At 68.5% G+C, this 13,668-nt stretch carries 15 protein-coding genes; 11 read left to right on the forward strand and 4 right to left on the reverse strand.

The features are described 5' to 3' along the window. Positions 1-7 precede the first annotated feature (7 nt). Positions 8-1,075, reverse strand: a complete 1,068-nt coding sequence (locus tag KOL93_RS07730) for an MBL fold metallo-hydrolase (protein WP_221584764.1) — start codon at positions 1,073-1,075, stop codon at positions 8-10. A 104-nt stretch (positions 1,076-1,179) separates the two neighbouring features. Between KOL93_RS07730 and KOL93_RS07735 the strand changes: the two genes are divergently transcribed. Next, positions 1,180-2,103 carry a LysR family transcriptional regulator gene (locus tag KOL93_RS07735; RefSeq protein ID WP_221584765.1) on the forward strand — a complete coding sequence of 308 codons (924 nt, stop codon included), beginning with the start codon at positions 1,180-1,182 and terminating at the stop codon, positions 2,101-2,103. Between the two features lie 9 nt (positions 2,104-2,112). Here KOL93_RS07735 and KOL93_RS07740 read toward each other — a convergent pair whose 3' ends face one another. The 3 genes from KOL93_RS07740 to KOL93_RS07750 all read right to left on the reverse strand — a co-directional run bounded on the left by KOL93_RS07740 (position 2,113) and on the right by KOL93_RS07750 (position 4,634). Next, a complete protein-coding gene (locus KOL93_RS07740) occupies positions 2,113-3,378 on the reverse strand; it encodes an RNA polymerase sigma factor (RefSeq protein ID WP_221584766.1) in 1,266 nt (421 codons plus the stop codon). A gap of 10 nt (positions 3,379-3,388) precedes the next feature. Continuing rightward, complete coding sequence (locus tag KOL93_RS07745) at positions 3,389-3,817, reverse strand: YciI family protein (RefSeq protein ID WP_221584767.1); 429 nt, start codon at positions 3,815-3,817, stop codon at positions 3,389-3,391. A gap of 148 nt (positions 3,818-3,965) precedes the next feature. Then, positions 3,966-4,634, reverse strand: a complete 669-nt coding sequence (locus KOL93_RS07750; RefSeq protein ID WP_221584768.1) for a Pr6Pr family membrane protein — start codon at positions 4,632-4,634, stop codon at positions 3,966-3,968. 68 nt (positions 4,635-4,702) lie between these two features. Here KOL93_RS07750 and kynA point away from each other — a divergent pair, with 68 nt between their 5' ends. From kynA to KOL93_RS07800, 10 genes are all read left to right on the forward strand, one after another. Further along, positions 4,703-5,557, forward strand: a complete 855-nt coding sequence (gene kynA, locus KOL93_RS07755) for a tryptophan 2,3-dioxygenase (RefSeq protein ID WP_221584769.1) — start codon at positions 4,703-4,705, stop codon at positions 5,555-5,557. Next, positions 5,554-6,762: a kynureninase gene (gene kynU, locus KOL93_RS07760; protein WP_221584770.1), complete on the forward strand. Its 1,209-nt coding sequence runs from the start codon at positions 5,554-5,556 to the stop codon at positions 6,760-6,762. Before kynA ends, kynU begins: the two co-directional genes overlap by 4 nt. Continuing rightward, positions 6,759-7,481: an alpha/beta hydrolase family protein gene (locus tag KOL93_RS07765; RefSeq protein WP_221584771.1), complete on the forward strand. Its 723-nt coding sequence runs from the start codon at positions 6,759-6,761 to the stop codon at positions 7,479-7,481. Before kynU ends, KOL93_RS07765 begins: the two co-directional genes overlap by 4 nt. A gap of 122 nt (positions 7,482-7,603) precedes the next feature. Further along, positions 7,604-8,920 (forward strand): mechanosensitive ion channel, encoded by a 1,317-nt coding sequence (locus KOL93_RS07770; protein ID WP_221584772.1) that lies wholly within the window; start codon positions 7,604-7,606, stop codon positions 8,918-8,920. 220 nt (positions 8,921-9,140) lie between these two features. Beyond that, a complete protein-coding gene (gene rpsF, locus KOL93_RS07775) occupies positions 9,141-9,485 on the forward strand; it encodes a 30S ribosomal protein S6 (protein ID WP_260406302.1) in 345 nt (114 codons plus the stop codon). Between the two features lie 9 nt (positions 9,486-9,494). Next, positions 9,495-10,037 (forward strand): single-stranded DNA-binding protein, encoded by a 543-nt coding sequence (locus KOL93_RS07780; protein WP_221584773.1) that lies wholly within the window; start codon positions 9,495-9,497, stop codon positions 10,035-10,037. A 29-nt stretch (positions 10,038-10,066) separates the two neighbouring features. Further along, positions 10,067-10,321, forward strand: a complete 255-nt coding sequence (gene rpsR / locus KOL93_RS07785) for a 30S ribosomal protein S18 (RefSeq protein ID WP_029150891.1) — start codon at positions 10,067-10,069, stop codon at positions 10,319-10,321. 9 nt (positions 10,322-10,330) lie between these two features. Continuing rightward, positions 10,331-10,786 carry a 50S ribosomal protein L9 gene (gene rplI, locus KOL93_RS07790; RefSeq protein ID WP_221584774.1) on the forward strand — a complete coding sequence of 152 codons (456 nt, stop codon included), beginning with the start codon at positions 10,331-10,333 and terminating at the stop codon, positions 10,784-10,786. Between the two features lie 437 nt (positions 10,787-11,223). After that, positions 11,224-12,606 carry a replicative DNA helicase gene (gene dnaB, locus KOL93_RS07795; protein WP_221584775.1) on the forward strand — a complete coding sequence of 461 codons (1,383 nt, stop codon included), beginning with the start codon at positions 11,224-11,226 and terminating at the stop codon, positions 12,604-12,606. A 79-nt stretch (positions 12,607-12,685) separates the two neighbouring features. After that, positions 12,686-13,480 carry a DNA/RNA non-specific endonuclease gene (locus tag KOL93_RS07800; RefSeq protein ID WP_221584776.1) on the forward strand — a complete coding sequence of 265 codons (795 nt, stop codon included), beginning with the start codon at positions 12,686-12,688 and terminating at the stop codon, positions 13,478-13,480. The last annotated feature ends 188 nt before the right edge of the window (positions 13,481-13,668 follow it).

Below are 13,668 nucleotides of genomic sequence, written 5' to 3' on the forward strand. Positions count from 1 at the left end.
GGAGGTGCTACGCCCGAGCAGTGTCGAAGTGAGCGCTTCGCACGCGTGGGTTTCGCGAGTCGATGGGGATGATGTCGAGGTCGCCGGGCACGAGGAAGCGGCCAGGGAGCCTGGCCTCGCCTCGTGCCCAGACGGAGGCGTCCGCGTGTCCGGGAACGAGGTGGTGGAGAGCGAGACGCCGCGCGTTCGCCCGTTCTGCGATCCGGCAGGCCCCTTCCACCGAGGTATGCGACCGGTAGTGATGGTCGCGTGACGCGCGCCCTTCTCCATCGGAGCGAGCGCCGTAGAGCTGCTCGACCCATTCGAAGTCGATGGCCTCGTGCAGCAGGAGGTCGGTATCGGCGGCGAGATGCACGAGGTTGTCGCTCTCGCATGTGTCGCCTGAGATCGTGACGGATCCATGCTCCGATTCGACGCGAAAGGCGAATGCGGGCGCGACCGGTGGGTGATCCACCAATGTCGCCGTCACCCGGACGCGATCGTCCTCGAAGACGAGGAACGGGGCCATCTCGGGGCTGGCGGCATCATTCGGGTGATATCCGATGTCGTGTGGGAGGGGGATGTCGTGCAGATCGAAGAGCTCGAGAGGGTGGGTGCGCAGAGAGTCGAGGACGCGATCGTTGAGATCGGTCGCGTAGGCGTCGACGATTCCGCGGACGAGGCCCGTCGTCCCCGGGGTCGGGTCATGCGGCGCGACGGGCTGCGGTGCGACGACAGCCCGTTCGGAGACGGGAGGCAGCATCCCCCGGTCGCCCGGCCCGTAGACGGGGACGGGGCCCGTCGCGCGGTCCTGCAGGTAGTGCATTCCGAACAGGACGAGTGCGGGAAGTCCTACCGTGTGGTCCGAGTGGAGATGAGTGAGGAAGACGCCGCCGAGACCGGACATGTCGAGCCCCGCTTGGCGGACGCGTCTACCTGCGCCATCGCCGACATCGATGAGATAAAAGCGATCGCCGACGGTGATCGCCGTGGAGATTCCCGCACGGTCGGCGCCATCCGGGTGCCACCAGCGAGGGCCGCCTGCAGTGCCGAGAGTGATCACGTTCATCTCGGCGGGAGACACGGGTGAGGTCATGGGCGCTCCTTCGCGCGATTGCCGTCGTCGAGTTGTATCCAGTCTGGATCGCGCGCAATCATGACGAAAGCCAAATGAAATTGCTTTAGTCATAGGTAGAGACAATGAAGAATGTCACCCTCCGTCAGATGGAGTACCTCGTCTCGGTCGTCGACCACGGGTCCGTGGGTGCGGGGGCAGCCGCGTGCCATGTCTCGCAGGCGACCGTGTCCGCATCGATCGCGCAGCTCGAGAAGGCGCTCGGCGCGGATCTGCTCGTACGCGGTCCCGCCCGCCGCGCTCATGCGACGCAGGCGGGCCTCGACTTCGCTGCGCGAGCCCGAGAGATCCTCGGCGCGGTCACTGAGGCAGCCGACGCAGTCGATGACTCACGGGAAGGTCTGCGGGGCCCGCTGAGCGTGGGGTGCACGCACACAGCCGGGCCTCGATTCCTGCCGTCGCTCGCCGATCTCGTGACGCGGAGCTGGCCCGACGTGCAGCTGTCGCTCGTAGAGGGCGCACCCAGGGATATCCAGAGAAGCGTGTCCGAGGGCCGACTCGACATCGGGATCGTCTATTCGCGACAGGTTCGGGGCACGGACCTGGAGCAGCATCACCTGATCGACGTCGATCTTCACGCCATGCTTCCTGCCGATTCGCCTCTTGCACGACGCGACGAGGTATCGCTCTACGACCTCGTGGATATGCCCGCCGTCATGCTCGATGTCCCTCCCACGCAGGAGCTGCTCCTCGAACGAATCAACGCACACGGCCTGGACATCGACGTGAGGTGGCGCTCATCGAGCGCGGAGACCATGCGATCGCTGGTCGCACGGGGGCTGGGATTCGGGTTCGTCAACGCCGTGCCGCATCCGAGTCTGCGTTCCTTCGAGGGGATGGAAGTCGCGTACCGACGTGTCGAGGAGCGCATCTTCGACAACGCGGCAGTTGCGCTGACGCCGGTAGGCCGCCATCGCCTGCGGAGGGTAGACGCCGCGATCGAGGCGCTGCGCCAGATCGCAGCCGATTCTGATCCGCGTGCGTGGTGACGGCCGCTGTCAGCGCCCCGTCGCCGCACGGGCCTGGAGGACGGCGCGGTCGCGGGCGTTCTGCGCGAGGGCGGCGGCCTCCGCGAACGCCGCGCGCGCCTCGTCGTGACGGCCGAGGCGTTCGAGCAGCTCGGCCCGCGCCGACGGCAGCAGGTGCAGTGCGGCGAGCCGCCCGTCCGCCGCGAGGGAGTCGACGATCTCGAGAGCGGCCGCCGGCCCCTCCGCCATCGAGAGGGCGACGGCGCGGTTGAGCTCGACGATCGGCGACGGGGTGATGGTCAGCAGCGCGTCATAGAGCCGCACGATCGTCGCCCAGTCGGTGTCGTCGACGCTCGCGGCGACCGCGTGGCACTCCGCGATCGCGGCCTGCAGGGCGTAGGTCTCGCGCCCGCGGCCCAGGGCGTCGACGCGGGCGAGCGCGGCGCGCCCTCGCGTGATCGCGCTGCGGTCCCATCGCGTGCGGTCCTGGTCGGCGAGGAGCACGGGGGCGCCGGCGGCATCCGTGCGCGCCGGGAAGCGCGACGCGGTCAGCTCCATGAGGGCGACGAGCCCGTGCGCGCTCGGTTCCTTCGGCAGCAGCGCCGCGAGTGATCGTCCGAGGCGCAGCGCCTCGCGGGCGAGATCAGGGCGCAGGACGTCGTCGCCCGCGGCGGCCGCGTGCCCCTCCGTGAAGACGAGGTAGACGACGTTCAGCACGGCGGCGAGGCGCGGGGCGAGCTCGGCCCCGGACGGCGCCTCGAACGGCACGTCGGCGTCGGCGAGGGTGCGCTTCGCCCGCACGATCCGCTGCTGCACCGTCGCCGTGGACACGACGAACGACCGCGCAATCTCGTCGGTCGTCAGCCCCGCGACGATGCGCAGCGTCAGGGCGACGCGCGCCTGCGGGGCCAGCACGGGGTGGCACGAGATGAAGACGAGGCGCAGCACGTCGTCGTCGATCTCGTCCGGATCCCAGGGAGCCTGCTCGAGCGGATCCGTGTCCTGCGCGATCTGCGCGAGTCGGTCCTCGTAGCGCTCGCGTCGCCGCCAGTGGTCGATCGCGCGGCGCTTCGCCGTGGTCGTGAGCCACGCCGCGCCGTTGCGCGGGCTGCCCTGACGCGGCCACTGCTCGAGGGCCTCCGCGACGGCCTCCTGCGCGAGATCCTCCGCGAGGGAGAAGTCGCCCGTGTAGCGGGTGAGGGTCGCCACGATCTTCGCCGCGTCCATCCGCCACACGGCCGACACGGCCCGGCGCGCGGATTCCTCCGCGGGCAGGGCCGTGTCGTCGGTCGTCATCGGGCGAGCGTCACTTCTCGGCGCGCTGCGCCTGCTCCTCGCGCCAGCCCTCTTCCTTCTGGATCCACTCGTTGTCGGGGTCGAAGTCGGACGCGTCGGTGACGCGGCGCACCTCGATCTTCGCGCCGGGGCCGAGCGGCACCTTGCTCGCCCACCGAACGGCCTCCTCCTTCGAGGCGACCTCGAGGATCCAGAACCCGCTGAAGAGCTCCTTCGTCTCGCCGTACGGGCCGTCGGTGACGAGCGGCGGCTCGGACGTGAAGTCGACGACGAACGCGTTGTCGTCGGGTTCTGCCAGGCCCTCGCCCGCGAGCAGGACGCCCGCCTTCATGAGCTCCTCGTTGAAGCGCCCCATGTTCTCGATGACCTGCTCGAAGGGGATCTCCTTGTACGCCTCGACCGCCGCATCTGTCGCGCGCATGATCAGCATGACCTTCATCGGTCCATCTCCTCTGTGTGCGGGGGCCGCCTCTCGGCCTCCTCACTCACTGCGTCGAATGAGAATCGGCCGGATCGACATCGTCGGGAGAATCTTTTCGGGATATCGCGCCGAGCGCTACCCCTCAGTGCGCTGTGGGGCCGCTCCGCTACGCCTCGGCCGCTGATCGCCGATGCAGCAGGGCGTTCAGGCCCTGCAGGGCGAGGGCGACGAGCGAGACGCCGATGAGCACCGCGATGCACACTCCGAGCACGCCGGGGACGCCGCCCGGGATGATCGCGGGATCCACGAACCAGTACGGGTACGACTCCCGCGTGAGGAAGTAGATGCACCACGCGATGCCGGGAGGGAACGTCGCCCACATGAACTGGCCGCGCCCGCGCGGCTGCCGCACGGCGAGCGCGTCGACGAGCAGGTACGCGGGGAGCCACACGTGCATGAACTCGTTGACCCACCAGATCGCGTCGGACGGCTCGATGTTCCGCAGGAGCGCGTTGTAGATCACGGCGACGAGCAGGAGGTTGGCGGCGACGCCCGTGAGGGATCCGCCGATCCAGGCGGGCGCGGAACGCAGCGGCCGGCGCCGCACGAGGGCCGACCACGTCGCGAGGCAGAGGACGACGCCCGCCGCGATCACGGAGACGTTGGTGTACCGCCCGAGGAAGTCGGCGGTCACCGCGATCGCCGATTCGTCCGCGCCGGCGTGACGGATCTCGTGAACCAGCTCGGCGAGCACGGCGACGACGGTCGTCATCGCCGCCGCGGCGCGGATCCAGGCCCACGCGCGCTCGCCAGAATCCTTCGAGCCCCCGACCATGCGGCCGATGGTAGTCGCGGTCCCTCTGCGAGCGGTGAGGGCGCAGGTTCGGTGGATAGCCTCGAGGAATGAGCGTCAACGACAACACCCGCGAGCTCGAGAGCGACATCGTCACCGATCTGCGCGACAAGCTCACCTACTCGTCGTACCTGGGCCTCGACCAGGTCCTGTCGGCGCAGCACCCGCTGAGCGAGCCCGAGCATCACGACGAGATGCTGTTCATCATCCAGCATCAGACCACCGAGCTGTGGCTCAAGCTGATGATCCACGAGATCACGGCGGCCTGCCAGGCGCTTCGCGACGACGATCTCGGCAGCGCGCTCAAGAAGATCGCGCGCGTCAAGCACATCCAGAAGACGATGACCGAGGCGTGGTCGGTGCTCGCGACGCTCACCCCCACCGAGTACGCGCAGTTCCGCGGCTTCCTCGCGCAGTCGTCCGGCTTCCAGTCGTGGCAGTACCGCGCGGTCGAGTTCCTCCTCGGCAACAAGAACGCGAAGATGCTCGCCGTGTTCGACGCCGAACCCGAGGCGCAGGCCGAGCTCGCGCGCATCCTCGAGGCGCCGAGCCTGTACGACGAGTTCCTGCGCCTGCTGCACCGCCGCGGCCACGCGATCCCCACCGAGCTGCTCGAGCGCGATGTCACGAAGGCGCACGTCGAGAGCGCCGCCCTCATCGACGTGTTCCGCGGCATCTACGACGACGCCGAGACGCACTGGGAGGCGTATGAGGCCTGCGAGGAGCTCGTCGACCTCGAGGAGAACTTCCAGTTCTGGCGCTTCCGGCACCTCCGCACCGTCATGCGCACGATCGGCGGCAAGACGGGCACGGGCGGATCCAGCGGGGTCTCGTTCCTGCAGAAGGCGCTCGACCTCACCTTCTTCCCGGAGCTGTTCTCGGTGCGGACGGAGATCGGACGATGACCGCGACGGCTGTCGACCTCGACGTGCGGGATCCGCTGCGCGCGTACCGCGACCGCTTCGTCGCCGCCGACGACCCCGCCGTCGCCGCGTACCTCGACGGCAACTCGCTCGGGCGCCCGCCGAAGGCCCTGCAGGAGCGCATGGCGTCGTTCGTCGCGGGGGCGTGGGGCACCGACCTCATCCGCGGGTGGGATAAGGGCTGGTTCGACAAGCCCGTCGCGCTCGGCGACCGCATCGGCGCCGCGGTGCTCGGCGCCGCACCGGGGCAGACCGTCGTGGGCGAGTCGACGACCGTGTCGCTGTACAAGGTGATCCGCGCGGCCGTCGATCAGCGCCCGGGCCGCTCCGAGATCGTCGTCGATCGCGGCAACTTCCCGACCGACCGCTACCTGGTCGAGGGGATCGCGGCCGAGACCGGCCGCACGCCGCGCTGGATCGAGCCGGATCCCGCGGGCGGCGTCACGCTCGACGACGTCCGCGGGGTGCTCTCGGATCAGACGGCCGTCGTCGTGCTCAGCCACGTCGCGTTCCGCTCCGCGCACATCTCCGACATGGCTGCGATCACGCGCGCCGCGCACGACGCGGGCGCGCTCATCGTGTGGGATCTCTGCCACTCCGTCGGCGCGGTCCCCATCGAGCTCGACGCGACGGGCGTCGACTTCGCGGCGGGGTGCACGTACAAATACCTCAACGGCGGGCCCGGATCCCCGGCCTTCCTCTACGTCAGCAGTCGGCACCTCGAGTCGGCCACGCAGCCGATCCAGGGTTGGATGGGCGTGAAGGACGCGTTCGCGATGGGGCAGGGCTACGAGCCGGCCGACGGGATCCGCCGGTTCGTCAGCGGCACGCCGCCGATCGTCGGCATGCTCGGGATGGAGGCGACGCTCGACCTCATCGAGGAGGTCGGGATCTCGCGCATCCGCGAGAAGTCGATCGCCCTCACGGAGTTCGCGATCGAGAAATACGATCGTATCCTCGCGCCGCGCGGCGTCGAGCTCTCGAGTCCGCGCGACGCGTCGGTGCGCGGCGGCCACATCACGATCGACCACCCGGCGTTCCCCGCGCTCATGGAGCGCCTCTGGGCGGCGAACATCATCCCCGACTTCCGCCCGCCGACAGGGATCCGCCTGGGGCTGTCGCCGCTGTCGACCTCCTTCTCGGAGACGGAGCGCGCGATCAACGCGATCGGCGAGATGCTGGCGTGACCGACATCCTGAGCCGCGCGGCCCGTGCCGCCGATCGCGTGCTCGTAGGATCCCGCGGGGCGGATGATGTGGTCGAGGTGTACGCGCCACGGGGCGAGCGCCGCGGATCCCTCCTCCTCGTCCACGGCGGATTCTGGCGCGCGCGCTTCGACCGCACGCATCTGCGGCCGTTCGCCGAGTTCTTCGCGGATCGCGGGTGGCTCGTCGCGCTGCCCGAGTATCTGCGCGCGGGGCAGGCTGGCGGCGGGTGGCCGGGGACCCTCGACGACCTCGCGCGTATCGCGACGGAGACGAGCGCCACCCTCGGGGTGCCCGCGGGCGAGTGGGTCGTCGCCGGGCACTCGGCGGGCGGCCACCTCGCGATCCTCGCGGCGGAGCGGGTCCGGTTCGCGCGGGTCGTGTCGCTCGCGGGGGTCCTCGATCTGGCCGCCTGCGCGGCGGACGGCCTCTCGAACGATGCGGCCGGCGAGTTCCTCGGATCTGCAGACGCCGAGACCGTGCGCGCGGCGGACCCGATGCAGCAGGCCGTGCCGTCCGTCGACATCGCGCTCGTGCACGGCGACCTCGACGGCGACGTCCCCGTCGAGTACTCGACGCGCTACGCGACCCGGCGCGACGACATCACACTCGCGCTGCTGCCGGGCGCGGGTCACTTCGCGGTCATCGACCCGGAGGATCCGTCTTTCGCGGCGGTCGTAGATGCCGTCGAGGGCCGCTGAAGCTCTGATCGACGGGTGCTGAAGGGATCGCAAGACCCCTCCTGTGCGGACGCTGAGAGTCCGATACGGTGCCCGTGCGAGCGCCGACCGGCGCCGCGAATCAACTCGAAAAGGAGTCGGTCGTGGACTTCGCAGACGTCGACTGGGTGGGCATCCTCGGAAAGGTTCTGCTCGCCATCGTGATCATCGCGGTGACCTGGGTCATCGCGAGCATCGTCCGTTGGGCGATCGGCAAACTCGTGTTCCGCGTGGCCTTCCTGCAGAGACAGGGCCACGACGGACAGGCGATCGGGTCCTCTCTCGGATCCGTCGCGTCCCTCCTCATCTGGCTCTTCGGCCTCTTGGCGGTGCTGCAGCTCTTCGCGCTGACGCAGGTGCTCGCGCCGATCCAGGAGCTGCTGGTCGGGGTGCTCGGCTTCCTGCCGAATCTCCTCGGTGCCGCGTTCGTCTTCGCCATCGGCTTCGTGATCGCGAAGATCGTGCGGCAGCTGATCGAGACGGCCATCGGCGCCATCAACTTCTCGAAGCTCACGCAGAAGGCCTCCGCCGGGGCGCAGACCGTCGTCGGCGAGGCGACGAGTGATCCGAAGGCCCCCGCGGGCGGCATGAAGATCGATTCCGGCCGCATCGCGAGCATCGTCGGCAACCTCGTGTTCGCGATCATCCTCATCGTCGTCGCGATCGCGGCGCTGCAGATCCTCGGCATCTCGGCGATCTCGAACCCGGCCGAGCAGATGCTCCAGATGTTCCTGACGGCCCTGCCGGCGATCATCGCGGCGGCCCTGATCCTCGGCCTCGGCTACCTCGTCGCAACCTTCCTGGGCGGGGTGCTCGAGACGACGCTGAGCGGCCTGGGCGTCGACCGCTCGGTCGCGAAGCTCGAGATCGTGCCGGAGGGCGCCAGCGCCTCGAAGATCATCACGCGGGTCCTCCAGGTCGCGATCATGATCTTCTTCGCGATCATGGCGACCCGTGCGCTCGGCTTCCCCGAGGTGACGCACATCCTCAACGAGGTCCTCGAGCTCGGCGGCAAGGTCGTCTTCGGCGGCATCATCATCGCCGCGGGCTTCGTCATCGCGGGTCTGCTCGCGAAGCTGGCGGGCAAGACGATGGCGGCGAACGTGATCCGGTGGGCGACCATCGCGCTCTTCGCCGCGATGGGCCTGAGCTACATGGGTATCGCCGACGAGATCATCGTGCTCGCCTTCGGCTCCGTCGTCGTCGGCGGCGCGCTGGCTGCGGCCCTCGCGTACGGCCTCGGCGGTCGCGAGGCGGCGGCGAAGTCGCTCGCGAAGCTCCAGAAGAAGGCCGAGGAGGCGCCCACGCGGCCCGCACCGCCGGCGCCGCCTGCTCCTCCCGCCTCGGCTGCTCCTCCGGCGCCGTCTGCTCCTCCGGCGCCGTCTGGTCCTCCGGCGCCGCCGGCTTCGCCCGCGGAGTGACCAGGGCCGGATGGGGCGGGGGCACAGTGCCCCCGCCCCATCCGCGTGCGCGCACTCGCCGCACAGGAACGGATCCGCTAGACTGTTCAGGTTGTCCGCCAACGGCCGATTCCGGCCTTCGGCGGGCGACGTGCAACACACCCTCCTGGTGCCGGGAGATACCCGGCGCCCGTTCGAGTCCGAAGGAGGTGGGATAGTGACGCACACGCACCAGTACGAGATGATGGTGATCATCAGCGCTGATGTCGACGAGCGCCAGGTTCCCCCGTACCTCGACAAGTACCTCAAGGTCATCACCGATGACAAGGGCACCATCGAGAACGTGGACATCTGGGGCAAGCGCAAGTTCGCCTACGAGATCGACAAGAAGAACGAAGGCATCTACGCCGTCGTGAACTTCACCGCCACGAGCGAGACGACACAGGAGATGGACCGTCAGCTCGGCCTCGCCGACGACGTCGTCCGCACGAAGATCCTGCGTGCGGAAGAGGCCATCGCGATGGCGGCTTCTGAGAAGAAGCGCGCCGAGGCCAAGGCCGCTCGCAAGTCGGCGGCGAAGGCCTAAGGTAATCGCATGGCAGGCGAAACCGTCATCACCGTCGTAGGCAATCTGACCGCCGACCCCGAGCTGCGCTACACGCAGAGCGGTGTGCCCGTGGCCAACTTCACGATCGCTTCGACCCCTCGCACGTTCGACCGTCAGGCGAACGAGTGGAAAGACGGCGAAGCCCTGTTCCTGCGCGCAAGCGTGTGGCGCGACTTCGCCGAGCACGTCGCGGGTTCGATGACGAAGGGCATGCGCGTGATCGCGCAGGGCAACCTCCGTCAGCGCAACTACGAGACGCGCGAAGGCGAGAAGCGCACGTCGATCGAACTGGATGTCCAGGAGATCGGCCCGTCGCTGCGGTATGCGACTGCACAGGTCACCCGCGCCGCCAGCACCGGAGGAAACTTCGGCGGCGGTCAGCAGGGCCAGGTTCCCCAGGGTGGGAACGGCGGAGGCCAGCAGCAGCGCCCGCAGCAGCAGGCATCGGGCGAGCCCTGGGCGACGCCCGGCTCGACCGGCGCTGACGCGTGGAGCACCCCGGGGTCGTTCTCAGACGACACCCCGTTCTGAATTCTTCTTCATTTTCGTAAGGACCCACAATGGCTGGAAAGTCAAGCGGCGACCGCCGCAAGCCGCGCAAGGGTGGCAAGAACGCCGCTCCCGCGAAGCACATCCGGGTCGGCCTCATCGACTACAAGGATGTCGCCACCCTTCGCAAGTTCATCTCGGAGCGCGGCAAGATCCGCGCCCGTCGTATCACTGGTGTCTCCGTCCAGGAGCAGCGCCTCATCGCCCGCGCGATCAAGAACGCGCGTGAGATGGCCCTGCTTCCGTACGCTGGCGCGGGCCGCTAAGGAGAACCCATGTCGAAGCTGATTCTCACTCATGAGGTCGACGGCCTGGGCAGCGCCGGTGACGTGATCGACGTCAAGTCCGGGTACGCCCGCAACTACCTCATCCCGCAGGGATTCGCTGTGGCCTGGACCCGTGGCGGCGAGAAGCAGGTGGCGTCGATCCGCGCCGCCCGCGAGGCTCGCGCCATCGCCACGCGTGAAGAGGCCGAGGCGCTCAAGCAGAAGCTCGAGCAGGCTCGCATCAAGGTGTCGGTCAAGGCCGGCGCCGAGGGTCGCCTCTTCGGTTCGGTCAAGGCCGCCGACGTCGCCGCGGCCGTCTCCGCTGCCGGGCTCGGCGAGCTCGACAAGCGCAAGGTCACGATCCCTTCGGCCATCAAGGTCACGGGAGACCACGAGGCGCTCGTGCGCCTGCACGAGGACGTCACCGCCGTCCTCGGCCTGCAGGTCGTCGCGCTCAAGAAGTAACGCGTTCGCGCGTCGTCAGACGGCGTCGGCTCCCTCGGGAGTCGGCGCCGTCTGGTGTCTGCGCGGGGTCACAACCGTGTGTTTCATCCACATCCGTCACTGAATGTTCAACTCTCAACGCGCGGTTGAATTGCACAGGGATCCACAGGGTGTGGAAATGAGAAACCCCAGGTCAGAGGATGCTCGCCGGCTGCAGTATCCCGATGTCCAGTCAGTTCTCCACAGGTGTTGTCCACAGGACGTGCGGCGTTTTACCCAGGTCTCTCCACAGGGTTATCCACAGGGTTGATTGAGCACGGTCTGAGACGCTCCTAGGGTGAAGCGTCGGCGCTCCCCGGAGCGCCCGCTTCGAATGTCAGAGGTCGCTGCTGTCATGCAGACGACGCGCGCAGCGCGAACGGTCGCACGACCGAAGCATTCATCGGGGAGGAGAGCCTGTGTCGATCAACGACGTCGTCGCCGAGCGTCTGGGTGGAGGCCGCGAGGCCGAGCGCACGCCCCCGCACGACCTGCTCAGCGAGCAGTCGACGCTGGGCGGGATGCTCCTGTCGAAGGACGCCGTGGCCGATGTCGTCGAGACGCTCCGCGGAGCTGACTTCTACATCCCCAAGCACGAGATCATCTTCGAGGCGATCCTCACGTTGTACTCGCACGGCGAGCCGACCGACGTCATCGCCGTCACCGACGAGCTGATCAAGACGGGCGACCTGCAGCGCGCGGGCGGGGCCGACTATCTGCACTCGCTCACGTCGATCGTCCCGACCGCCGCGAATGCCGGCTACTACGCGTCGATCGTGCAGGAGCGCGCGCTGCTGCGGCGCCTGGTCGACGCCGGCACTCGCATCGTGCAGATGGGCTATGACGGTCAGGGTGAGGCCGTCGAGCTCGTCAACCAGGCGCAGGCCGAGGTCTACGCGGTCACGGGACAGGAGCAGTCGGAAGACTACGTCCCCCTCGAGACCGCCGTGTCGGCCGCGCTCGAGGAGATCGAGCTCGCCAAGGGCCGCGACGGTCAGATGACGGGCGTGCCCACGGGCTTCGCTGAGCTCGACAGCCTCACCAACGGCCTCCACGCGGGCCAGATGATCGTCCTCGCCGCGCGGCCCGCCATGGGAAAGTCGACGCTCGCGCTCGACTTCGCGCGTGCCGCGTCGATCAAGAACGATCAGCCGTCGATCTTCTTCTCGCTCGAGATGGGGCGTTCCGAGATCGCGATGCGCCTGCTCAGCGCCGAGGGGCAGATCCCCCTGCAGAAGCTGCGCAAGGGCGACCTCGACTCGCGCGACTGGACGACCCTCGCGTCCACACGCGGCCGCATCAACGACGCGCCGCTCTACGTCGACGACAGCCCCAACATGACACTCGTCGAGATCCGCGCGAAGTGCCGCCGCCTCAAGCAGCGCGTCGGCCTCAAGATGATCCTGATCGACTATCTGCAGCTCATGACGAGCGGCAAGAAGGTCGAGTCGCGTCAGCAGGAGGTCTCGGAGTTCTCGCGAGCCCTCAAGCTCATGGCGAAGGAGCTGCAGGTTCCCGTCATCGCGCTGTCGCAGCTGAATCGCGGATCCGAGCAGCGTCAGGACAAGCGGCCGATGGTGAGCGACCTCCGCGAGTCGGGTTCGATCGAGCAGGACGCCGACATGGTCATCCTCCTGCACCGTGACGAGGTCTACGACAAGCAGAACCGCCCCGGCGAGGCCGATCTCATCGTCGCGAAGCACCGAAACGGGCCGACGGCCGAGATCTCGGTGGCGTTCCAGGGCCACTACAGCCGCTTCCACGACATGGTGCAGATGGAGCACGGGTTCGGGAGCGACTGAGCACCGGGGCACACGTCGATCGGTCAGATGGGCCGGACTCTTGCGAGCGGCGGCGACGGACTCCCGGCAGGATGGGCTCATGGCTGACGGATACGATCCCTCGTTCCTGGCGACCGACGTTCCTCTCCCTTCCTCGGCAGTCGACACTCGCGAGCTCGACTACCCGCGATTCACCGTGCTTCTCGACCCGATGCGTCGTTTCGCGGTCGTGACCGCGGTGAACATCGACGGGGCGGCGCTGCGATCAGTGCCGCGCACCGGGAGCTGGCGTCTCGACTCCCGTGTCGCGGCAGAGGAGCAAGCGGGTCCGGAGATCTACACGCACAACGATCTCGACCGTGGCCATCTCGTCCGGCGCCTGGATCCGGGGTGGGGAGACGCGGAGGTCGCGCGCGACGCCACGGAGGCGACGTTCGTCTACACGAACGCGGCACCTCAGGCGGCGGCCTTCAATCAGTCGAAGGAGCTCTGGCTTGGGCTCGAAGATCACGTGCTGGAGTACGCCGCTGCGACAGACCAGAAGGTGTCGGTGTTCACCGCCCCGATTCTTGCCGATGGCGACCCGGCCTATCGAGGGATCCACATCCCGCTGCGGTTCTGGAAGGTCGCCGCCTGGCAGGGCGCGGATGGTGTTGCGGCGGCAGGATTCATCCTCGACCAGAGCGAGCTCGTCGACACGCGCCAGGGTGTTCTCACCGTGGCCCCGCTGGGCGCCTACCGCACGTTCCAGGTCCCGGTCGCCGACATCGCCGGTCAGGCCGGTGTCGACGTCGGGCTGCTCGCCCGCTCAGACGTCCTCGCACAGGAGAGTTTTCGCACTCAGCAGTGGCGTGAGCTCACATCTCGGGACGACCTGGTTCTCCGCAGCGTGTAGCTGCGGAGAGACTGCCTGCCGCCGTGATCGGGGATACCAGAGACCTGACCTCGGGCGTCCTCGCCCCCAACCTGATGAGATGCGGGAACTGGCGCCGGTGTATGAGCTCACCGTTGGTGAGCCGATCGCCACGCGGCTCGCGCTCCGGAATGACGCGGATGCGGTCTCGAACGTCGACGAATCCGGCG

Origin of the sequence: Microbacterium salitolerans (genome assembly GCF_019720895.1) — a bacterium.
GTDB lineage: Bacteria > Actinomycetota > Actinomycetes > Actinomycetales > Microbacteriaceae > Microbacterium.

Bases quoted from the DNA above. Each gene is read 5' to 3' on its own strand.
- KOL93_RS07740 (WP_221584766.1), bottom strand. From the start codon at position 3,378: ATGACGACCGACGACACGGCCCTGCCCGCGGAGGAATCCGCGCGCCGG.
- KOL93_RS07745 (WP_221584767.1), bottom strand. From the start codon at position 3,817: ATGAAGGTCATGCTGATCATGCGCGCGACAGATGCGGCGGTCGAGGCG.
- rplI (WP_221584774.1), top strand. From the start codon at position 10,331: ATGTCGAAGCTGATTCTCACTCATGAGGTCGACGGCCTGGGCAGCGCC.
- rpsR (WP_029150891.1), top strand. From the start codon at position 10,067: ATGGCTGGAAAGTCAAGCGGCGACCGCCGCAAGCCGCGCAAGGGTGGC.
- KOL93_RS07780 (WP_221584773.1), top strand. From the start codon at position 9,495: ATGGCAGGCGAAACCGTCATCACCGTCGTAGGCAATCTGACCGCCGAC.
- KOL93_RS07750 (WP_221584768.1), bottom strand. From the start codon at position 4,634: ATGGTCGGGGGCTCGAAGGATTCTGGCGAGCGCGCGTGGGCCTGGATC.
- KOL93_RS07800 (WP_221584776.1), top strand. From the start codon at position 12,686: ATGGCTGACGGATACGATCCCTCGTTCCTGGCGACCGACGTTCCTCTC.
- KOL93_RS07735 (WP_221584765.1), top strand. From the start codon at position 1,180: ATGAAGAATGTCACCCTCCGTCAGATGGAGTACCTCGTCTCGGTCGTC.
- kynA (WP_221584769.1), top strand. From the start codon at position 4,703: ATGAGCGTCAACGACAACACCCGCGAGCTCGAGAGCGACATCGTCACC.
- kynU (WP_221584770.1), top strand. From the start codon at position 5,554: ATGACCGCGACGGCTGTCGACCTCGACGTGCGGGATCCGCTGCGCGCG.
- KOL93_RS07730 (WP_221584764.1), bottom strand. From the start codon at position 1,075: ATGACCTCACCCGTGTCTCCCGCCGAGATGAACGTGATCACTCTCGGC.
- rpsF (WP_260406302.1), top strand. From the start codon at position 9,141: ATGATGGTGATCATCAGCGCTGATGTCGACGAGCGCCAGGTTCCCCCG.